Source organism: Gemmatimonadota bacterium (assembly GCA_021295815.1).
Lineage (GTDB): Bacteria > Gemmatimonadota > Gemmatimonadetes > Longimicrobiales > Gaopeijiaceae > JAGWBQ01.
On the sequence record JAGWBQ010000013.1, the window covers coordinates 28,387 to 48,914 of the forward strand.

At 66.1% G+C, this 20,528-nt stretch carries 20 protein-coding genes; 19 read left to right on the top strand and 1 reads right to left on the bottom strand.

All coding sequences use genetic code 11. The features are described 5' to 3' along the window. Nucleotides 1-81 precede the first annotated feature (81 nt). The 18 genes from bamD (at nt 82) to J4G12_06975 (ending at nt 17,119) form a co-directional block, all read left to right on the top strand. Nucleotides 82-843: an outer membrane protein assembly factor BamD gene (gene bamD, locus J4G12_06890; protein ID MCE2455534.1), complete on the top strand. Its 762-nt coding sequence runs from the start codon at nt 82-84 to the stop codon at nt 841-843. Nucleotides 844-1,036: 193 nt separating this feature from the next. Further along, entirely contained in the window at nt 1,037-2,095 is a 1,059-nt protein-coding gene (gene nadD, locus J4G12_06895; protein MCE2455535.1) for a nicotinate-nucleotide adenylyltransferase, read from the top strand. 5 nt (nt 2,096-2,100) lie between these two features. Then, nucleotides 2,101-2,841 carry a tRNA (adenosine(37)-N6)-threonylcarbamoyltransferase complex dimerization subunit type 1 TsaB gene (gene tsaB, locus J4G12_06900; protein MCE2455536.1) on the top strand — a complete coding sequence of 247 codons (741 nt, stop codon included), beginning with the start codon at nt 2,101-2,103 and terminating at the stop codon, nt 2,839-2,841. A gap of 134 nt (nt 2,842-2,975) precedes the next feature. After that, a complete protein-coding gene (gene radC / locus J4G12_06905; protein ID MCE2455537.1) occupies nt 2,976-3,671 on the top strand; it encodes a DNA repair protein RadC in 696 nt (231 codons plus the stop codon). Continuing rightward, entirely contained in the window at nt 3,668-4,684 is a 1,017-nt protein-coding gene (locus tag J4G12_06910) for an NAD-dependent epimerase/dehydratase family protein (GenBank protein MCE2455538.1), read from the top strand. Before radC ends, J4G12_06910 begins: the two co-directional genes overlap by 4 nt. Next, nucleotides 4,681-5,391, top strand: a complete 711-nt coding sequence (locus J4G12_06915; protein MCE2455539.1) for a MotA/TolQ/ExbB proton channel family protein — start codon at nt 4,681-4,683, stop codon at nt 5,389-5,391. The genes J4G12_06910 and J4G12_06915 overlap by 4 nt, the downstream gene beginning before the upstream one ends. A 13-nt stretch (nt 5,392-5,404) precedes the next feature. Continuing rightward, the gene (locus J4G12_06920) at nt 5,405-5,818 is read left to right on the top strand and encodes a biopolymer transporter ExbD (protein MCE2455540.1); all 414 of its coding nucleotides are present in this window, start codon (nt 5,405-5,407) and stop codon (nt 5,816-5,818) included. Nucleotides 5,819-5,821: 3 nt separating this feature from the next. Beyond that, on the top strand, nt 5,822-6,667 hold the full coding sequence (locus tag J4G12_06925; protein ID MCE2455541.1) for a TonB C-terminal domain-containing protein: 846 nt from the start codon (nt 5,822-5,824) through the stop codon (nt 6,665-6,667). 31 nt (nt 6,668-6,698) lie between these two features. After that, a complete protein-coding gene (locus tag J4G12_06930) occupies nt 6,699-8,069 on the top strand; it encodes a PD40 domain-containing protein (GenBank protein MCE2455542.1) in 1,371 nt (456 codons plus the stop codon). Nucleotides 8,070-8,280: 211 nt separating this feature from the next. After that, a complete protein-coding gene (locus J4G12_06935) occupies nt 8,281-8,883 on the top strand; it encodes an OmpA family protein (GenBank protein MCE2455543.1) in 603 nt (200 codons plus the stop codon). 143 nt (nt 8,884-9,026) lie between these two features. Next, entirely contained in the window at nt 9,027-9,851 is an 825-nt protein-coding gene (locus J4G12_06940) for a tetratricopeptide repeat protein (GenBank protein ID MCE2455544.1), read from the top strand. 14 nt (nt 9,852-9,865) lie between these two features. Beyond that, a complete protein-coding gene (nrdR, locus tag J4G12_06945; GenBank protein MCE2455545.1) occupies nt 9,866-10,405 on the top strand; it encodes a transcriptional regulator NrdR in 540 nt (179 codons plus the stop codon). Nucleotides 10,406-10,451: 46 nt separating this feature from the next. Then, complete coding sequence (gene tatC / locus J4G12_06950) at nt 10,452-11,261, top strand: twin-arginine translocase subunit TatC (GenBank protein ID MCE2455546.1); 810 nt, start codon at nt 10,452-10,454, stop codon at nt 11,259-11,261. A gap of 5 nt (nt 11,262-11,266) precedes the next feature. Then, complete coding sequence (locus J4G12_06955; protein MCE2455547.1) at nt 11,267-14,308, top strand: LPS-assembly protein LptD; 3,042 nt, start codon at nt 11,267-11,269, stop codon at nt 14,306-14,308. A gap of 186 nt (nt 14,309-14,494) precedes the next feature. Continuing rightward, complete coding sequence (locus J4G12_06960) at nt 14,495-15,613, top strand: hypothetical protein (GenBank protein MCE2455548.1); 1,119 nt, start codon at nt 14,495-14,497, stop codon at nt 15,611-15,613. 5 nt (nt 15,614-15,618) lie between these two features. Next, nucleotides 15,619-16,641: a glutamate formiminotransferase gene (locus J4G12_06965; GenBank protein ID MCE2455549.1), complete on the top strand. Its 1,023-nt coding sequence runs from the start codon at nt 15,619-15,621 to the stop codon at nt 16,639-16,641. Beyond that, nucleotides 16,583-16,807, top strand: a complete 225-nt coding sequence (locus tag J4G12_06970; protein ID MCE2455550.1) for a DUF4321 domain-containing protein — start codon at nt 16,583-16,585, stop codon at nt 16,805-16,807. Before J4G12_06965 ends, J4G12_06970 begins: the two co-directional genes overlap by 59 nt. A gap of 33 nt (nt 16,808-16,840) precedes the next feature. Beyond that, nucleotides 16,841-17,119 carry a twin-arginine translocase TatA/TatE family subunit gene (locus J4G12_06975; GenBank protein ID MCE2455551.1) on the top strand — a complete coding sequence of 93 codons (279 nt, stop codon included), beginning with the start codon at nt 16,841-16,843 and terminating at the stop codon, nt 17,117-17,119. A 5-nt stretch (nt 17,120-17,124) separates the two neighbouring features. On the opposite strand, the gene J4G12_06980 is transcribed toward J4G12_06975, so the two are convergent. Then, nucleotides 17,125-18,969: a peptidylprolyl isomerase gene (locus J4G12_06980; protein ID MCE2455552.1), complete on the bottom strand. Its 1,845-nt coding sequence runs from the start codon at nt 18,967-18,969 to the stop codon at nt 17,125-17,127. Between the two features lie 466 nt (nt 18,970-19,435). Here J4G12_06980 and aroQ point away from each other — a divergent pair, with 466 nt between their 5' ends. Further along, nucleotides 19,436-20,527, top strand: a complete 1,092-nt coding sequence (aroQ, locus tag J4G12_06985) for a type II 3-dehydroquinate dehydratase (protein ID MCE2455553.1) — start codon at nt 19,436-19,438, stop codon at nt 20,525-20,527. Nucleotide 20,528: the final 1 nt, after the last annotated feature.

Genomic DNA, 20,528 nt, shown 5'->3' on the forward strand with positions numbered 1-20,528 from the left:
ATTCGCGCCTGTCGAGCACGGGCTTTCGGGGGTGTGCGAGTTCGGACCTGGAGAACGGGAATGAGTGTATCACGAAGTCCCATGTCCATTTCCCGCAGACCTCCCGCCCTCCTTTCGGGCCTCGTCCTGATCGCGGCGTGTTCAAGCGCCCCGGATCCCTACATCGGACTCCCCGTGGAGGACCTCTTCGCCACCGCCGAGGCCGAGTACGCTGCCGGGGAGTTCGACAACGCGATCCGTGCGCTCGATCGTCTCGTCCTCACCTACGGCGACTGGGACCAACTGCCCCGGGCCAGACTGCTGCTCGCGGACGCCCACTTCGGAGCCCGCGAGTTCCTGACCGCGAGGGCCGAATACGTCCGCTTCCTCGACCGCCACTCCGGGCACCCCGACGCCGCCAAAGCCGCTCTCGGGGTCTGCCGTTCGTTGAGTTCGCTCTCGCCCGAGGTACCCAGGGACCAGAGCTACACGCAGGACGCGATCCTGACCTGCCGCAACTCGGTGCTCGACTACCCCGGCACGCCGGAGGCGGCCGAAGCGGCGCAGCTCGCCAACAACATGCGGCTGCGACTGGCCGAAAAGGAGTACGCCACCGCCGACTTCTACTTCCGACGCGGGCTCTGGGACTCGGCGATCCTCTACTACGAGTCGACGCTGCGACTCTTCTCCGACACGGACTTCGCCCCCCTTGCCCTCGCGGGCATCTACCGTTCCAATATTGAGATCGGGTACGAGGAGGAAGCGGAAGAGGCGCTGGCCCGCCTGCTGCGGGACTATCCGGAGTCCGAGTCCGCGAAGGAGCTCCGGGGGAACGGCGGACGCATTCGGTCGGACGTGCCCTGACAGTCCGTGGCCAAGCCTCCCAGGGCAGCGCGCCGCTGCATTCGCTCCGGACGCTGCGCTCGGTGTTGCTCCTCGGGCGAATAGCGGTGCTATCCGTCCCTCATCGCGCCTTGCCCGCGCGGCGCTTCGCCGCTCTCGGCGCTCGTGCGAGTTTCGTCGCGGGCTGCTGAGGCTTCCCGGCGGTCTAAGCGAAGTGAGCAGAGTCGGTGTCTTCGGCGGCACCTTCGATCCTCCGCACCTTGGTCACCTGGCCGCCGCCCGCGCCTGCGTCCGCTCATTGGAACTCGACAAGGTCATCTGGATCCCGAACGGGACGCCGCCGCACAAGTCGGTGGAGGTGGTGAGCCCGGCCGAGGTTCGGCTGGAGATGACCAGGGCAGCAGTTGCCGGCGAAGAGCGCTTCACCGTGAGCGATGTCGAGATGGTCCGAGCCGGACCTTCGTACACGGTCGACACTCTCCGGCAGTTGCGCGCAAGCATGTCCGTCGAAGAGATGTTCCTGATTCTGGGCTACGATCAGCTCGACGCCCTCCACACGTGGCGGGGAGCGGAGGAGATCGCGGTTCTCGCCGACATCGCCGCCGTGCCGAGGAACTCGCGCCTCACGCGGCTGAGATCGGCCACCGGCCCGGGTTCGCGGTTCGGCGAACTCCACGTGCGGTCCGTGCACGTACCGTTCCAACCCATCGATCTGTCTTCGCGATCGGTCCGGGCGGCACGTGCGGCCTCGGGGGATCTTGGCGGTGTGGTACCGGGCGTAGCCGGGATAATCGAGCGGCTGGGCCTCTATCGATCGTGCTTGCCTTCCGACCCGTTGGGTCAGGACGAGCTGGAGGCCTGGGGACGAGAACTCGGGTACCTTGTCGAGCCGCCTCACTTCATCGCTCTCCAGGGTCGGATCGGCGCCGGGAAGAGCGTGCTCGCCCGGGCGCTGGGCACAGGGCTGGGAGTGAGCGCCAAGATGCCGTCCCCGACCTTCAGTATCGTGCACCGCTACCCGACCGCGGAGGGCGCCGAGCTCGTCCACCTGGATCTCTACCGGGTCGAGTCGCCCGACGATCTGTGGGAGCTGGGATGGGAGGAGCTGGGGCGCGACCACGAGATCGTTCTTCTGGAGTGGCCCGAAGGAGCCGCCGGCCTGATGCCTGCGGACCACTGGAGCATCGAGCTCATCTCGGTCGGCGACGCGGAAGGAGCCCGGAGGGTGACGGTCGAGCGGACCGGAAGCCCGCCGGAGCTCGCCGGTCTCTAGAAGCCGTGGACAAAACCTCCTGCGGCGGTGCGACGCTGCCCGGCAGTCGAGCGATCCTCTTCGACATCTCAGGCCCGGTCGGGGCCGTCGGTGTCGCGCTCGACGGCAGGATGGCGGGCCGCGCGGAGCTGGAAGCGAGGAGCCATGGCTCGCGCCTCCTGCCGACGATGGCCCGCGTGCTCGCGGAGGCCGGAATCGAAATGCCGGAGGTCACCGACATAGTGGTGGGCGAAGGGCCGGGGTCCTTCACGGGGCTGCGGGTTGCCGCCGCGACCGCCAAGGGGTTGGCGCGAGCGCTGGATGCCCGACTCTGGCCCGTTTCAAGCCTGGCCGCGGCGGCGCTCGGCTGCACCGGCGCCCGGGCCGCCCGCTACGTCCTCTTCGACGCCAGGAAGGACCGGGTCTTCGGAGGATGCTTCTCGGAAATCGAGCGACGTTGGCTGATTCCGCCCCACGCCGGTACCGTGAGAGAAGCGCTACGGAGGCCCCCACCTCGGGAGGCCCGCTTCTGCGGCGACGGGGCCCTCAGGCACGCCGACCTTGTCGCCGAGGCCGGCTTCGAGGTGCTCCCGCCGCCGGCGGGAGTTCCCTCGGTCGACGGTCTTCTGCGCTTCCTCGAGCTCGACGGGGGCGGGACGACCGGGACCTCCCCCCACGCCCCGCTCGAGCCCGTGCCGCCGGCTTCCTGGGAGCCGCGCTATCTGCGCCCGTGGCGAGCGCAGCGCCCCAGGACACCGGACTCGTGAAGGTCCGTCGCGCGCTGCGGTTCGGAGCGGGCGGTTCCTCTCTTGTCGGAGTGTCCCGTTTCACCATCCCCAAATCGGGGAGCGTTCGCGACCTTGGGTGTTTCACCCGGACTGGAACATCCACACGAGCGAACATGAACCGCGAACAGCCGAGAGACAGACTTGCAGAGCTGGGACCGCGCGCCCTGGGCCTTTCCGAACTAATCGCCATCCTAATCGGCAGCGGCTCCGGCGGCTCATCGGCCATCGACATCGGCAGAAATCTGAGCAAGACCGTCTCGGGTTCCGCTCGCAGACTCGCCGCGCTCGACCTCGCCGACCTGAAGAGACTGCCCGGCCTCGGGGAAGCGAATTCGTCCAGAATCCTCGCCGCGACCGAGCTCGGCAGACGAGCGGTTTCGGAACCAGGCGCCGCCGCCGAGTACATCCGCAGCGGCGCCGACGTCTACCGACGCTTCGGCGTCCGCCTGGGGGACTCCCTGCAAGAGGAGTTCCACGCCCTGCTCCTCAACGCCCGCAACCGTGCTCTCAGCGACCACCTCATCACCCGAGGCACGCTCGACGCCTCGCTCGTCCATCCGCGCGAGGTCTTCAGGCCCGCGATCGTCGCGGGCGCCGCGGCCGTCATCCTCGTGCACAACCATCCCTCCGGCGATCCGCAGCCTTCCGACGAAGACAGGCTCGTGACCGAACGTCTGGTCGAGGCGGGTCGCCTGATCGGCATTCCCGTCATGGATCACATCGTCATCGGTTGCGCCGCCTGGCGGTCGGTGATGATCGAACCGGCCCACTTCGTCGCCGAGGGATCCGACGAGGGGTATCGAAGATGAAGGCCGGTTCCGGGGCGGAAGACACGACGAGGCCCGCCCCGGGTCGCGTGCTCGTCACCGGGGGCGCGGGATTCATAGGCAGCCATCTGGCGGACGCCTATCTGGCCGAAGGCTGGGAGGTCTGGGTCGCCGACGATCTCAGCTCCGGCCGCGCGGAAAACGTGCCCTCCGAGGCTCGACTGGTAGAGATCGACGTGGGCGATCGCGAAGCCGTAGCCGAGCTGATGAGGGAGGGGCGCTTCCGAGTCGTAAGCCACCACGCCGCGCAAGCGGACATCCGTGTCTCGGTTCTCGATCCCGCCTCCGACGCCCGGACCAACGTGCTCGGGGTCATCAACGTCGGCGAGCAGGCCGCCGCCACCGGGGTCGAGCGCCTTATCTTCGCGAGCTCGGGCGGCGCGATCTACGGAGAAGCGTCTCGGCCCGCTTTAGAGAACGACCCAAGGAATCCCAAGGCTCCGTACGGCATAGCCAAGCTGGCCGGTGAGCTCTACCTGGAACACTTCGCGCGCACCGCCGCTCTCGAGGTGATCTCGCTCCGCTACGCCAACGTCTACGGCGAGCGTCAGGACCCCCGCGGCGAGGCAGGTGTAATCGCAATCTTCTGCGGGTGCCTGGCCCAGGGACGGAGTCTGACGATCATCGGAGACGGCTGTCAAGAACGGGATTTCGTCCACGTTAGCGATGTCGTGGAGGCCAATCTCCTTCTCTCACGAGGCGCGCTGCCGCTTGAACGCGGAACGCCGCCACGGTTACGGAATCCTCGGTCTCATGCGCCCGAACCCACGTCGCGGGCCTATAACGTGGGCACTGGAGCTGCCACGAGCGTGAACGGGCTGGCCGACGCCATCGAACGGGTCGCCGGCAAACGGGTGACCCGCGTCTACGCGCCCGAACGCCCGGGCGAACTGCGCCGGAGCGTTCTCGACGCCGGGCGACTCAGGGAGTTGGGCTGGAGCCCCGGAACCAGGCTCGAAGACGGGCTCGCCAGGACCTGGGACTCGCTGAGATGACGACACCGCTCCTCCTCCAGACCCGCGCTCCGACCAACGTCATCGGGATGATCACGTCGGGCACTCTGCCGACGAGGATCGTTCTGGGCGTTCTGGCCGTCGCCTCGCTCTGCTCGCTCTACCTCATAATCAGCCGGTGGCGCAGGTTCGCCAAGGTGCGCCACCAGGCCGACGCCTTCATCGAGAGGATCGAAAAGGCAACGAATCTCGACGAGGCCTATCGGATGATACGCGCGATTCGGAGTTCTCCCTACGCGCGGGTGTTCAAACAGGGCATGGAGTTCCTCAAGGATCTTCACGTTGCCGACGGATTCGGGAACGGTCGCGGCGGCATCTCTCTCGTCCAACTGGAGGCGTTGCGGCTCATCCTGGAAAAGGCAGAAGGCGAAGAGCTTGACGAACTCGGTAACGGGCTGCACTGGCTCGCGATAGTGGGATCGGTCTCGCCGCTTCTCGGCCTCATGGGTACGGTGATCGGCATCACGAACGTCTTTCTCGGGATCGCGGGAGCCGGCGGCAGCAACATCATGGCGGTCGCACCCGGGGTCGGCGAGGCCCTGATAACCACCGTGGCTGGGCTGGCCGTGGCCATTCCCGCCGTCATCGCCTACAACTACTTCGCCGCGCAGCTGGCGCTCGTGCGGGCAGAGCTCGAAGGGTTCTCGAGCGAGTTCGTGGGAACGCTGGCCCGCGAAGAGAACGTCTGAGGGGGACTGCCAGGTGCCGAGGCGGGTTCGCGAACAACCGATCTCGGTCAGGGCCGAGATCAACGTCACCAGTCTGGTCGACGTCGCCTTCACGCTGCTCATCATCTTCATCATAACCGCGCCGATCCTTCAGGGCGGAATCGAGGTCTCGGTGCCGCGCGCGGAGGTGCGGCCGCTCACGGCGGGCGAGGACCCCCTCTATATCACGATAGCCGCCGACGGCACGGTCTATCTGGAGGAAACGGCGGTCGATCTCGACGAGCTCGGCTCCGGCCTCGCGCAGATAGTCGAGGTCTCGGGCGTGGAGCGCGTCTACATCCGCGGCGATTCGCTCGCGGACTTCGGCCCCGTGGTGCGCGTCATGGCGGCGGTGGCCAACAGCGGCATCTCCTGGTCGGTGGTCGCCGAACCTCATAGCGAAAACTGAAGCATGAGCGAGGCGAAGAGGATCGACCGCTTCAGCCTGGCCTTCTCGGCCGGTGTTCATCTCGTCGTCCTGGTCGCGGCCTGGCTCTCCGCCAAGACGACCCGTCCGCAGGTCGAGTTCGTGATTCCCGATGTCGAACTGGTCTCGCCCGCGCCTATGGAGCTGGCCGAGGTCGAACAGGATGCCGCGGAAGAGATCGTCACGGAGACCCCTGCCGCCGAGCCGGCGGAAGCCCTGGAACCCGAACCGGAGCCGGTGGTGGAACCTGAGCCGGAGCCGGTGGTGGAACCTGAACCGGAACCGATGGTGGAGGACGAGCCCGAACCGGACGAGCCCGATCCCGTGGATGAAGCCGAAGCGCCGGAACCGGAGGTGCCGGAACGCGAACCGGAGCTGACGGCGGACGTGTCGGAGCCCGTCGAGGTGGCCGACGAGACGACGGAAGCGACCACCACGGAAGAAGCTGATGCCGAAGAAACCGGCGAGGACATCAACGCGCGTCTGGAAGGAGTGCGTCGCGAATATCCCGAGTACTACGAGAACATCATCCGGCAGATCAACCGCTGCTTCCGTCGTCCGGCGGAGGGGCGGTGGGAGACCACGGTGGCGTTCGCGATTCTCAAGGACGGATCGGTCACCGACGCCAGGTTCCTCGCGAGATCCGGGAACACCGACTTCGACTTCCAGGCGCTGCGCGCCGTGGTCGATTGCGCCGGTAAGGGCAGGTTCGGCCCCCTCCCGGAAGGACTTCCCTACGAGCGGCTGCCGGTGGCCTTCGACTTCCGGCCCTCGGGGGATGCCCGGACCCAGGGCCCGACCGCCGATCCCATCCTGTCCGTGTTTCCATAGCGGACCGCGCCCCGACTACAGGAGTGAACCGATGACAGCCGCCTCCCGAAATGTCGCCCTTGCCGCCGCAGCCGCCTGGTGCGCTCTCGCTCCGTCCCCCGCGAGCGCTCAGGATCAGCAGATTCCCGGCGTCCGCCTAGGACTGGTGTACGAGAACGAGCCTAGGCCGGCTCTCGGCATCCAGCCCTTCACGGGCACGTTCGGCGGAGTTGCGGTCGCGTGGGAGATCGAGGAGATAATCGCCAACGATCTGGTGAACTCCGACCGTTTCGAGGTGCTGGATTCACTTCCGGCGGCATTGGTGGGAGGCACCGTCGACTTCGCGCTCTGGGACCGGATCGGCGCATCCTGGCTGGTGACCGGCACCGTGGAGGGGGCGGGCGACGGATTCGTCCTCGCGGTGGCCCTTCACGACGTCCTCTACGGCGTGACCGAGCAGACCGGGCGGTTCCGTGTGCCGGACACCGAGTCGGACGGCTTTCGCATGGCGGTCCATCGGGCCGCCGACGAGATCGTGCGTTGGGCGACTGGCTCGCCTGGGATGGCCGCCAGCTGCATCGCGTTCACCATGACCGACAATCGGTACCACAAGGACATCTACGTGATCGATTCCGACGGACACGGACTCACGCAGCTCACCGCTCATCGGAGCATCGTCCTTTCTCCGACGTGGTCGCCGGATTTGAGCCGATTGGCGTACACCTCCTACCGGACCGGCCTGCCCCGCCTCTACCTCATGGATCTCGAGAGCCGGGCCGAACGCATGCTCGAACCCGTAGTGGGAGAGGGCGACTACATCACTCCCTCCTTCCATCCCAACGGGCGCGAGCTCGTGTTCGCAGTGACCGGGAGCGCGCGCAGCGGCATCTTCGGGTACGATATCGAGCGCGACTGCTGCCTGGCCGGCCTCACCGGCGGAGCGCATTACGACCTCTCCCCCACCTTTTCCTCCGACGGGTCGCAACTGGCGTTCAACACCAATCGCTTCGGCGATGCCGTTCCTCAGATCATGGTGATGCCCGGCGGAGGCGGTGGCGCCCAGACGCTGTCGCCCTACGAGTACGGCAATGCCGGCCACTACGCGGCACCCGACTGGTCGCCGCTCGACGACCTCGTCACCTTCCATGGTCGGGTACGGACCGGCAGATACCAGATTCTCGTGGCGGATCTCGCCAACGGGGGACGCAGGCTCCGGCAGCTCACCTCCGAGGGCAACAACGAGGACCCGAGCTGGGCACCCGACGGGAGGCACATAGTCTTTGTCGGAGAGAGGTCCTGGGGTTACGGCCTTTTCGTCGTGGACGTCGCGTCAGGGCGTCTGCGTCTGCTGGTCGGCGGCAGGCAGGTGGGGCTGCCGGCGTGGTCCGGCTCCCTTCCACCCGGTAAGGTGACGTGTCGTTAGGAACCTGGCCGCGGGGGACCGCGCGACAACCCGTGGAGGCGGACGATTCGACTTGACACTCATGCCCTCCGTCTGCACATTGACACCTGTGGGCCGTAGGCAGTTTCCCCAGCAAAGGCTCCCCAAGACCGGCCTACCGACCGTCCCCAGCCCGATGCGCCCGCGCGGCGCGGGATCGGGTCCGAATCCACCATGCATTCGAGTGAACCAGATGACCTTCCGCTCCCTCACCCTGGCCGCCTTCGCCGTAACCGTCGTCCTGGCCGCCTGTGGTGGAAACCAAGTCGAGACCGTTCCCGCACCCGTAGGCCCCGACCCTGATTCGGCCGCCCGAGCCGAGGCGCTCGCCCGAGCCCGCGCGGATTCCATCGCCCGGGCGCAGGCCGAAGCCGATGCACGCCGCGCCGATGAAGCGGCGCGCGACAGGGCGATCGAGTCGGCGCTCTCCACCCTCGAGATGCAGGTTTACTTCGACTACGACGCTTCGGAGATACGTGCCGACCAACGAGCCCTCATGCGTGAGAAGGCCGAGATCCTCGATGCGAGCCCTCAGGTTCAGATTCGTCTGGAGGGCCACGCCGACGAGCGTGGCTCCACCGAGTACAACATCGCGCTGGGCAATCGTCGCGCAGTGGCGATCAGGGACTTCCTGACCGGATTCGGGCTGGCCGAGGCGCGCTTCTCTCTCGTTTCGTTCGGCGAGGAACAGCCGGCAGACCGAGGATCCGGCGAGGCGGCCTGGGCCCGTAACCGGCGGGTCGAGTTCCGTATAACCGCGGGTGCGAACTCCATCAATCCGCCGAATCGGCAATAGGACTTAGACGCATCTCCACGCCACGGCCGGCGTGGAGAGCACCGCCGGGGCGACCCGCAGCGCCGGGACGGTGTACGAAGCGACAGCGGCCGGCCAACACGGTGGACCGGTCGCCGGGTGCAGGTGAGCACGAGGAGAGCAAGGTGGCGGAGTCAACGGTGAAACGGGCGGCGATTGGCAGGCTGGCGGCAGGCATGCTCGTCTTGGCCGCAGGAGCATGCGCAAGTAGCGGCGACCTGGAGGAAATGCATCTAGACATGCGCAGGATCGCGGTCCGCCAGGATTCCGTCCTCGCCGAGCAGAATCGACTCATCCGGGAGATCCTGCGCGAAACCGGCAGCACGCAGGGAAGGCTGAACGACCAGTCGAATGAGATCTTCGACCTGCGCGGCGGGCTCTTTGGCGAACTGCGCGAGATCAGAGACGCCTTCGTCCGGCTCGAGAGCGTGGTCGGCGAGAACCAGAGAGGCATCGCCGCCTTGCGAGCCACGTTCGACGACGCTCTCGCGCAACTCGCCGTTCGAGGAGCCCGGGAGGCGGAGACCACGGTAGCGGACGGCGCGACGCTCCAGCGCGAAGAGGGCAGCCCGGATCCGTCCGAGCTCTTCGAGACCGGCTTGAGCTTCATGCAGGACGGCTCGCTCGGTACGGCCCGCATGGCCCTGGAGGAGTTACTGACGACCTTTCCCAATCACGATCTCGCCCCCGAAGCCGCGTTCCATCTCGCGCAGATTTCCCATCTGGAAGGCGACCCGGACACGGCTCTCGCCGGCTTCCGCGAACTTCGCTCCCGCTTTCCCACCGCCGCGCGCGCCCCCCACGCCCTCTACCAGATGGCCCTGATCCAGCTCGAGACCGGCAACCGCGTCGAAGGGATCGCCAACTTGGAGCTGATCGTGAACACCTATGCGGGGACCGACATAGCCGAAGTCGCCGCCGACAAGCTCGCCGAAGTCGGCGGCGGATAGTCGCCGGAGGCGGGATGCGCTGTCCAAGCTGCAATGGCACCGGCCGCAACCGTGTGGTCGACAGCCGGGAGAGCCGGGAGGGCAGGGCCGTGAGGCGTCGTCGGGAGTGCGCCGACTGCGAAACTCGCTTCACCACCTACGAGTACGTCGCCGAACGCACGCCTCAGGTCTCCAAGAGGTCGGGATCCGCCGAGGACTTCAGCCGCGACAAGCTAATCAAGGGCATGCGGGCCGCGTGCGCCAAACGACCGGTCTCGCCCGTCCAGCTCGAGAGCATCGCCGACGCCGTGGAGGACCGGGTTTCCGGCACCATGGGAAACGAGATTTCGAGCGGCGAGATCGGCGAGCTCGTCATGGACCGGCTGCGGGCTCTCGATCACGTGGCCTACGTGCGCTTCGCCTCCGTTTACAGGAACTTTCAGGACGCCGAAGAGTTTGAAAGGATCGCAGAGGAGATGATCCGGGTTCGTCGGCGCGAGGCCATGACCCGCAACCAATCGGAATTAACGCTGACCCCGCTCGGGTCCGTGGATCCATCCCCGGACGAAGGCTGATTTTGGCCAATGGGAGTGCGCGGGGCCGTCACCTGAGGAGTCATTCTTGAGTCGGCGTTCGAATCCCCGCGGCGAGATGCCCTTCCTCGACCACCTGGAAGAACTGCGCTGGGTGGTTCTCTGGTCGCTTCTCGCGATCATGGTGGGCATGGGCATCGGTTTCGCCGTCGTCTATCTCTTCGATGTCCTGGAACTGCTCATCGCGCCTGTGCGCGAGGTCGCGAACGATCCCGACCTCATGCTCCAGTACCTCTCGCCCGCCGACCCGTTCTTCGTAACCCTGAAGCTCGCGCTCTATCTGGGGCTGGTGCTGGCGTCGCCCATCGTCGTCTCGCAGGTATGGAGGTTCCTCTCGCCGGCGCTGGAGACCCGCGAACGCCGGGCGATCGTGCCCGCCCTTTACTTCACCGTCTTGCTTTTCCTGGCCGGGATGAGCCTCGCCTATTTCGTCGCGCTCCCGGTCACGCTCGAGTTCTTCAACTCGTTTCAGGAAGGCTCACTCACGGCCGACCTCGAGATCAACCGCACTCTGGGCTTCATCGTCAAGATCCTTATCGCCTTCGGGGTAGTCTTCGAGCTGCCCATCGTCGTACTCGTCCTCTCAATGATCGGGATCGTGACCCCGCAGTGGCTTCGTGCCAAGCGCCGTCATGCCATCGTCGCCATCGCGGCGGGGGCCAGCGTCATCACTCCCGGCGACGTCATCTCCCTGACGATCCTGATGATGGTGCCGCTGGTCCTCCTCTACGAGGTGGGCATTTGGCTCTCGGTCCTGGTCTATCGCAGGAAGAAGCAGGCCGCCGAGGAACTCGACGCAGACCTCGATCCTCCCCCCGACTCGGTAGCGGCAGGATAATCCGAATGGCGCTCCCGCTCAAACTGCGGCGCTCCCGCGCACTCCCGCTCCTTGCCGTCCTCTCTCTCTCGGCCGCAGTCCCGGAGATCGTCGCCGGGCAGACGGCCGGCGCCGAGGAGCCGGACTCGCTGCGGCTGAGGCTCCTCGAACGACTCGAACGACTCGCGAGGCCCACTGGGGCCGACAGCGCTCTCTTCGTGGCGGACTCGATACGGGAAGAGGAGCTGCGAACAGGAAACGCAAACCTCGATCGGTCGGATTCGGTCGCCGCCGTTCTCCTCGCGCTTCCCGGATTCTCTGTCACGACTTACGAGGCCGAACTTGCCAGTTTCGATGCCATCTCGCGCCGCTTTCTGCTGGAGAGAGGCGAGGGTTCGAGCGGCGTGCGGCTGACCCGAGGCGACATCAACGTCCAGGCCGACACCACCATCGAGTACGACGAGGGCCAGAGCCTGGTGAGCGCGCGCGGCAACCCGTCGCTGACCAATTCGCAGGGAGAACCTCTGGAGGCGGACGCCTTGGTCTACCACGTGGGCGACGCCTACGGGTCGGCTCGGGGCGCCAGCACCGAATACCGAGAAGGCGGCACGACCTGGGCCGTCCAGGGCGACATGCCCTTCGCCACGGCGGACTCGCTCTTCCTCACTGCGGGCCACTTCACCTCGTGCGAGCTCGACAAACCTCACTATCACTTCGCCATGGGCGACATGAAGATAGTGAACGAGTCCGTGCTGGTCGGGCGAGACGTGCGCCTCTACTTCGAGGACGTGCCGGTGATGCGGCTCCCGTTCATCGTCCAGAGCTTGGCCGAGGGTCGGCAGTCGGGCATTCTCACGCCCCGCTTCAGCGTCAACGACGTGATCCGCGGTTCGAGCGGATACAAGCGTCGCATAAGCAACCTGGGCTTCTACTGGGCCATCAACGATTATCTGGACGCCACCACGGCGGTGGACTGGTTCAGCGACAACTTCGTTTCTCTGAGCGGGTCCGCGCAGTACAACCTGGCGAAAAAGTTCCTGAGCGGCAGTCTGACCGCGCGTCGCTACTGGGGGGTCGACGGCAGCACCAAGCTCGCCTTCGACACCCGACACGACTGGGAGGTCGACGAGCGGACGCAGATCCGCATGGCGGGAAGCTTCGCCTCCGACACCGACTTCGTGCGTCAGAACTCCTTCGATCCGACCGAGGTGACCCAGTCGATCGACTCGCAGGGGGGTGTGAGCCGGCGCTTCGACTGGGGTTCGCTCGCCCTAAGCGCGAATCGTCGCCAATACCTCTCGGACGACCGCACCGAATGGACTCTGCCCACAGCCAACCTTTCGCTCTCCACCATTACGCTCTTTCCTGCTCCCGCCAACCGGGCCGGTCTCTTCAACAACATGACCTGGTCGGGCTCGGCCTCCTTCTCGCGCGCGACCACGAGCCGTCCGCAGCCGGAGATATTCGACATCCGCAGCGCTTCCAACGACCGACTCAACGCCGGAATCAGGCACTCGCTCTCGCTTGGGAATCTCTCCATCCGCCAGAACGTGGACCTCAACGAGGAGCTCACGCTCGACGTTCCCGAGGCCTACCTTCTCCTGGGCGACTCAGCCGACACGAACGAGCTGGTGGTCGGAGTCCCGGCCCGCTCGATCGCCGACGCGACGCTGAGTTGGACGACCGGGATCGACTTCCAGCAACAGCTCGTCGGCTCGACGACGATAACTCCCTCGGTTAGGTTCTCCGGCAACCTGCAACGTTCAGATACCTCGACTCTGGCGCAATCCTTCGTGGCCGCGCCGGTGCGCACTTCGTTCGGCGCCAACCTCAAGACCGACATCTACGGTTTCGGACCGGGCTTCGGCGAATTCGAGATGATCCGCCACAAGTTCTCGCCGTCGTTCGAGTACGAATGGAGTCCGGGAGCTCAACCCTCCCAACTTCAGCGAGACGTGTTCGGAGCCCGCGCGCTCCAGCCGAAGAACGTCATCTCGCTCACCGTCAACCAGACCTGGGAGGCCAAGCCGCGCGAGGTCGAATCGGATGTCGATGTCGGCCTGGCCGAGGAGGATACGACCGGCGCGACCGCCGAGGTGGAAGGTGTGCCGGGGCCGGACGACCCTGCGGCCGGCGACACCGCCGTTTCCGAGGAGCGGATGGAACCGCCCGTGCAGGAGGCGGAACCGGTATCGGATGCTCTGACCGCAGGGGCCGATAGCGACGGCCCTCGACGCATTCAGCGCACGACCCCGGTCAACCTGCTTTCGCTCCGCACCAGCGTGGTTCGCTACGATTTCGTGGTGGCGGACTCGCAAGGCGCCTTTCTCGACGGCTTCGAAACCACCCGCCTGAACAATCAGATCTCCTCGGACTTCCTGCGCGGGCTCACGGTGTCGGTCGAACACGATCTCTTCGAGGACCTGCCCACCGGGCGCCGTTTCGCGCCTCATCTCTCACAGATGAACTTCGGCTTCGGCATGGGCTCCGGGTCGTCCCTGTTCCGGTGGCTGACCCGAGCGCTGGGAGGCGGCGACGGCACGAGTGCGGACGACGAACCCGCCACCCTCTCCCCGTTCGACGACGCGACGACGAACGACGAGTCTTCGATCATCCCACAGACCGCTCCCAGGGGCTTCGCCACCGAGAACCGGGCAGGTGGACAGAACATCGGCGGTGCTGGCGGCGGCCGAGCCGCAGGTGGCGGATGGCGCGTGCAGCTGTCGTATTCTCTTCAGCGTCCCCGCGCCGGGGGGGAGGACGGTGGCGGTTTCGGTAGGAACACGGGCCAGATGGTGTCGAGCGACTTCACCATGAAGCCCACCGACATGTGGGACCTGAGCTGGCGGACCTCGTACGACGTTTCGCGGAACGCCTTCAACGACCACATCATACGTCTCACGCGCGACCTGCACCGCTGGCAGGCGCACTTCGACTTCCTCAAGACCGCAACGGGCAATTGGAGCTTCCGCTTCGAGGTCGCCCTGCTCGACAACCGGGATCTCAAGTTCGATTACGAGCAGCGGAACCCCGAAGCCGGAAGCGGGCGAACCCGCAGTTTCCGGTAGGGAGAACCCGGCGCGTCCGAAATAAAGGACACGCGACGGTCGCCGACAGTTGTTCTTTCGCCGGGTGGCAGACCATCTCCGGTCCGAGAGTGGCCTCCGGGGTGGCACGAGGTTTGCGGAACCGGGCGAACATCGACCCATACTCCGGGAAGCTCCCGGCCATCCCTGCGGAGAGCGAGGAACCACATGAAGAAACTGTCCATCACCCTGCTCCTGACCGGCATGTTGACGATCGTCACCGCGTGCGAGGATCTCCTCTGCTGCCTGGGGGGTCCCCAGCCGCCGGCGAATCTCGGTGCGAGCTACTACGCCAGGGCCGTCACCGTGGAGTGGGATTTGCCTGACCATTGGAACGGCGAGTCGTTCCTCGTCTATTCCCGGGGTCCGCGCGACGGCGACTTCATTCTGATCGCGGAGGTGTCGAACTGCAAGAGCTCGTACTGCCAGTACCTGGACATCAACATCGACGCCAACTCCACCTACGAATACTACGTCTCGACCTTCGATGTCGAGACCGGTGAGGAGGCCCCGAGCGAGGTCGTCCTGACGAACGTGCCGGATTTCGGAGCTCCACCCGCACCCACGTTCATCGAGGCGATACCGCTCGACGATGCGAACTACCTTCGATGGGACGAGTACTCACGCACTGCGGAGGACTGGCATTTCTACCGAGTCTACGTGGAATCGGACGGGGAGCTGATCCTCGTGGGCGAGACCGACTCCGAGAGCTTCCTCGACAGCCGTGCCGAGAACGGCGGAACGGTGCGCTACTCGGTGGCGGCCGTCGATCACCACGGCCACGAGGGGGTGCTGAGCGACTGGGCGGAAGCCACTCCCCGCCCGGACTTCCACGGCGAGATCATCTACGACTACCACGAGAGGCGGGAGCTCTCGGGATTCCGTTTCCAGGAGACGGAGGAAAACGATCCGATCGTGGACGGAGATTCCCGGTTGCGACACTTCCGGCTCGAGGTCGGATCAGAGGCCTGGTTCATGGTCCCGGGGCCGGGCACCGCCATTTTCCCCACCCCGTTCCGCACCACGGCGCTCCGCTGCGGTCCGGGCTCGGACGCCAACTGCGTCGATGTGCGCAGGGCTCCGACCTCGGGCTACGTGTCCGACGCGATGCCGTTGGAGACGCAGACGAGCTACGTTCTGAGGGTGACGGGAGACGACGGAGAGCGCCACTACGGCGTGATCCGCCCCGACATGCTGGGGTTCACCGAGTCGAACGAACCCGTGGTGATCTTCAACTGGGCGTTCCAGACCCAGCCGAACAACGTCGGGCTTATGGTAGCGAGGTGAGTCGCGTGCTCGGGGCCGTCCCCAACTTCTCCGAAGGGCGGGATCCCGCCTTGGTGGCGGCCTTGGTCGACGCGCTGAGCCGGCCCGGGACCGAGCTTCTCGATCACTCGTCGGACCCGGATCACCACCGCAGCGTCGCCACAGTGGTCGGAGATCCGGCCGCTGTGGAGGACGCCTGCCTCTTCGCAGCCGAACTCGCGCGCGACTCCATCGATCTGCGCGGGCACTCCGGTGCGCATCCGAGGGTCGGTTCGCTCGACGTGCTTCCGTTTCTACCCCTTCGTGAAATGGAGATGGCGGATGCGGTCGAATCGGCGCACAGGGTGGGCCGACGCATAGCCGGGCTCGGCGTGCCGGTCTACTACTACGCCCAGGCTTCCGATCCGCCCGGGCGGGGTCTCGCCGAGATCCGGCGCGGTGGCTTCGAGGCCCTCGCAGGGGGGTTCTCCTCAGGCCGTGAGCCGGACCTTCAGTCTCCGGCGGGCGGGCCTCGAAGGGCTCCGCATCCCAGTGCCGGCGTCACCTGCGTCGCTGCCCGCGCACCGCTCCTCGCGTGGAACGTCTACCTGGAGGGACTCGATCTGGCGGCGGCGCGGGAGATAGCTTCTCTCATACGGGAGACGGGCGGCGGATTCGCCGGTCTGCGCGCCCTCGGCATCGCTCTTCCGTCCACCGGGCGGATCCAGGTCTCCATGAATCTGGAAGATGCCGAGAGTCGATCCGCGGCACCGATCTACGACGAGATCGAGAAGTTGGCGACCCGGCGCGGAGGAAGGCCGGTGGAGGTCGAGGTCATCGGTATGGCGACCCGGGGCCTTGCACATCTCGCCGATTCTGGCAGATTATACGCTCCCGGTCTAGGTCCAGAACGAGTGCTGGCCGACCGGCTCTTCGAACAGGGAACAGGAGGGTCCGGACCGAATGAACAAAGCCACTTCCCATCGGGCGTGGAGAGGAGTCCTGACCTTGGTGCTAGGCTTTCTTCTGGGCGGGCTGCTGACCTTGCTCTGCGAAAGGCTGCTCGCTGACAGCGCGGCCCGCGACGCCCTCACCACCTCGGTGGAGATAACCTTCGGTCCGCTCTCCGTCGACCTGCTGGTGCTTGCTTTCACCCTGTCGTTCACTATATTTGCAAACGCGCTGACCGTGATCGGAGTGATCGTGGTCGCGCTCGTGGTCCGTTCGTGGCTTTGATCTGACCGACCTTACACCGAAAGGAGCGTAGACATGATCGGCACCCCCGGAATCGGCGAACTCGTAGTAGTATTTCTCATCGCCCTCCTACTCTTCGGTGCCAAGCGCCTTCCTGAGATCGGGTCCTCCCTGGGGAAGGGAATCAGGGAGTTCAAAGGCTCGGTGCGGGAGGTCCAGCGCGAACTGACGATTCCCAAGGAGCGCAAGAGCATCCATCGAACGGCGTCCGATCCGGCCCAGCTCGCTTCGGGTGCCGGTGAGGATGGAAGCGACTCCGGGACACGCAGCCTGACCACTTCGGACGGGAAGTAGAGGCCTTACTCGAAGATGGGCGGCATGGCCGGCTGCTGCTCGGACTGCTCCTCGAGGGCCTGAATCACTTGGGCTCGCCGGTCGACGACATCCGCAGAGGCTCGCAGGGCGTTTAGCCAGTCGCTCCAGGCGGTCTGCTGCGCCACTGTGTTCTCGATGGAGCGCTGAATCGGCAGTTGATTGAGCCAGGCGGCCGAATCCGCCGGCACGAAGCTCATCTGCTCGATCAGGTAGACGCTGGCCGGCGTGCTCACGACTTCGCTCAGTTCGCCCGGACGCAGTCCGAAGGCGGTGCCGGTCGCTTCGTTCCATCTCCCCAGCCCCGGAACGTTGTCGTCGCGGGTGAAGGGTCCCGCCTCGGCCAGTTCGATGCCTGCCTCTTCGGCGACCGATTCCAGCGCCTCGCCTTGGACGATTCGATCCAGGAGTCCGGCGGCCTCGTCTCTGGCCAGCTCCATCTGCAGCTCGAAGAGCAGGGTCGCCGAGATGGCCGCTCGGGCTTGCTCCAAGGTCAGGAAGCGTTCCGCCCGCCGCTCGACGAGCTCGAGGGCGTAAAACGCGAGATCGGTCTCGAATACCGGCGAGACGTCTCCGGGTTCGGCCTCTTCGAACGCCCAGTCGGACCCCTCCCACGCCTGGCCCACACCGGTTATGAAGCGGAAATTCTCTCGCATCGTGACTTCGGAGGCCGTGAGCCCGGTCTGAAGGGCGGCGTCGCCAAGCGAGACCTCTTCTGCAAGATCCTCCAGCGAGTCGGCCAGCTCGAGCAAGGCGAATTCGCGGTCTTCCGAAAGCTCGAAGGCAAGAAGGATGTGTCGCGCCGATACGCTGTCGGTTCCCCAGCGGTCGGTCACCTCGATCAGGTGCAGGCCGAAGTCGGAGCGTACCGGCCCCACCGTCTGCCCGACGGGTGCGGCGAAGACGGCGCTGTCGAAAGGCGCCACCATGGTACCCTGAGGGAAAGTGCCTAGATCTCCACCTGCGGCCGCGCTTCCCTCGTCCACCGACCGAGCGCCGGCGATCTCCGCGAAGTCGCCGCCCCCGAGGATCTCCCCGCGCAGGCTGTCGGCCAAGGTTTCTACGGCGGCCGAATCCGCCGCGGTCAGCGACTTGTCGATAACGACCGCGCGCAGTTCGACCTCGGCAGGAATCATGAAGTCGTCCCGTTTCTCCGCATAGTAGGCTCGGATGGCCTCCTCGGTGGGCTGCGCCTCCGCCTCGCGGTACCGGCTTCGCGGATCGAGCGCCAGGTAGCGAACGGTCACCTGCTCGTTGGCGTCCCGGTAGCTCCTCCACAGCTCGGCGTCGGGGATGAACTTGCCGACTTGGAGCTGACGATAGAGCGTTTCTCTCGGAAGGATGCTCCGGTAGAGCTCCTCGACCTGGAGCAGCTCCTGGGGCGGCGCCACGCGGAGCCAGTTCCGGTAGAGAGAGATATCGAAATTCCCGTCGGCGTCCTGGAACGCGGGCGCCGCCGCCAACTGCGGGGGCGGCGCGATCGGAGCCAGCCGGGCGATCTCTTCGTCGGTTACCGTGATACCGCGCCGCTCCAGCTCCTGTTCGATCAGTATCGTGATGACGATCTCTTCCCAGGCCTGATCCTCGAGCTCGCGATTCTGCTGCGAGTGGATGGGCTCTTCCTGCACCGCCTGCGCCTGCTGGTAGAGCGACTGGTAGGTAAGGATGTACTCGTCGTAGCTGACTTTGCGACCGTTGACCGACCCGACGTCGCCGAGTCCGCCGGCGGACTGGCCGGTGATGTCGGCTCCCCATTCGAACACCATCAGCGCGACGAACGCTATGGCGGCCACGATCATGATCGGTTTGGTGGCGTCACGCATCTGACGCATCATAGGCCTGACTCCGTAAACCGCTCGGGGGCGGAAGCGCCGCGCTGCGGGCGGCTGGCTGCGATGAGGGTGTTCGACCCCGAAATCGGAACTCGCGGACGAGCGGCGGGGGTACGTGCACAGCCTACAAGAATAACCGCAGAGCACCTCCTCGTCCACCTGCCTCAACCCGAGATCCGTCCGCCCTCCCCGGTTTCCGGCATGCGTCTCGCCCGACTCCTGCCTGGCACGAGGTCCCCGATGTCGTGGGACATCCTCTTCACCTTAGCAGATCTTCGTGGAGGCGCCGCAACCATTCCGAGCGCACGCCGCCGAGTGCTTCCCCGCCCGTTGACCGCAGGCCCGTCAATTTCTAGTTTAGGGAGAGGCCGCTCTCCTCCGCGGCTCGAATTCCGCAAGAGATCGCATGAGCAAATCGGACACGATCGACGACACTCGGAGACTGAGCGCGCGCCTCGAGGCCCTAATGCAGGTCAGCGGCTCGGCCTTCGTTTCGATCGCCGAACTCCAGAGACGCCTGGGGCGGCTGGAGGAGGCTCGGGCGACGCTGGACGAGGGATTGGCTCGAGACCCGGACCGGTGTTCGGGCCACGTGGTCAGGATTCGCGTCCTGAAGGACCTGGGGGAGAGGGAAGGTGCGTTGGCGGCGGCGGCGGCGGCCCGGGAGCTCGATCCGGACAACAGTGAGGTCGGGCGTCTGCTCGCCGAACAGAGCGTCCCGTCCGTCGGGGCGGAGGAAGCGGAAGGACCGGACCCGTCACGCGCAACCCGGTCGGCCGAGGGCGACGCGACCGACCGCGACGAGGACTCCCCGTTCTCGATCGAAACCCTCACCCTCGCGGCGCTCTACCTGCGCCAGGGGTACCGCCAAAAGGCCGAGGAGACCTATCGCAGGATCCTGGCTCGGAACCCCTTGGGCGAGATCGCACAGGAGTGCGTGGCGGCGCTCGAACATCTGGCCGGCGAAGATGCGTCCACCTCCGCGCAGCCCGTCGCCGGTCCGGCCGCTACGGAGCCCGCGCGCGCCGAGGGTTCCGCTGTGGACCGTTCGAGCGAACCGTCCGCCGCGTCCAAGCCGGGCGGTCCTGCCGATGCGCGCACGATACTCGTCGTCAACGGTCCCAACCTGGCCGCGCTCGGAAAGCGGGAACCTGAGACCTACGGGAGCCTCAGCCTGGACTCCGTGAACGGCGAGATCGCGGAGCTCGGTCGCGAGCTCGGGTTGAATGTGAAGTTCTTCCAGTCGAACTCGGAAGGGGAGCTGGTCGACGAGATCGAGGAATCCCGGGAGGACGTCGACGGCATCATCATCAACCCCGGTGGGCTGACGCACACGTCGGTGGTGCTGCGCGACGCCTTGGTCGGCTCCGGTCTCCCCTTCGTCGAGGTGCATATCTCGAATACCGCAGGGCGCGAGCCTTTCCGCCGCAAGTCGCTGGTTTCGGCCAAGGCTGTCGGCGTCGTATATGGATTCGGCGTGAGGGGCTATCTTTTAGCTCTGCGCGGACTCGACGGAGTGCTGCGCGCCGACGATCCTCCGACGCACCGAACCCGCTAAC

Coding starts and splice junctions, on each gene's coding strand:
- J4G12_06955 (MCE2455547.1), top strand. CDS start 11,267: ATGGCGCTCCCGCTCAAACTGCGGCGCTCCCGCGCACTCCCGCTCCTT.
- J4G12_06980 (MCE2455552.1), bottom strand. CDS start 18,969: ATGCGTCAGATGCGTGACGCCACCAAACCGATCATGATCGTGGCCGCC.
- J4G12_06915 (MCE2455539.1), top strand. CDS start 4,681: ATGACGACACCGCTCCTCCTCCAGACCCGCGCTCCGACCAACGTCATC.
- J4G12_06935 (MCE2455543.1), top strand. CDS start 8,281: ATGACCTTCCGCTCCCTCACCCTGGCCGCCTTCGCCGTAACCGTCGTC.
- aroQ (MCE2455553.1), top strand. CDS start 19,436: ATGCAGGTCAGCGGCTCGGCCTTCGTTTCGATCGCCGAACTCCAGAGA.
- J4G12_06975 (MCE2455551.1), top strand. CDS start 16,841: ATGATCGGCACCCCCGGAATCGGCGAACTCGTAGTAGTATTTCTCATC.
- bamD (MCE2455534.1), top strand. CDS start 82: ATGTCCATTTCCCGCAGACCTCCCGCCCTCCTTTCGGGCCTCGTCCTG.
- J4G12_06910 (MCE2455538.1), top strand. CDS start 3,668: ATGAAGGCCGGTTCCGGGGCGGAAGACACGACGAGGCCCGCCCCGGGT.
- J4G12_06960 (MCE2455548.1), top strand. CDS start 14,495: ATGAAGAAACTGTCCATCACCCTGCTCCTGACCGGCATGTTGACGATC.
- J4G12_06930 (MCE2455542.1), top strand. CDS start 6,699: ATGACAGCCGCCTCCCGAAATGTCGCCCTTGCCGCCGCAGCCGCCTGG.
- radC (MCE2455537.1), top strand. CDS start 2,976: ATGAACCGCGAACAGCCGAGAGACAGACTTGCAGAGCTGGGACCGCGC.
- nrdR (MCE2455545.1), top strand. CDS start 9,866: ATGCGCTGTCCAAGCTGCAATGGCACCGGCCGCAACCGTGTGGTCGAC.
- J4G12_06925 (MCE2455541.1), top strand. CDS start 5,822: ATGAGCGAGGCGAAGAGGATCGACCGCTTCAGCCTGGCCTTCTCGGCC.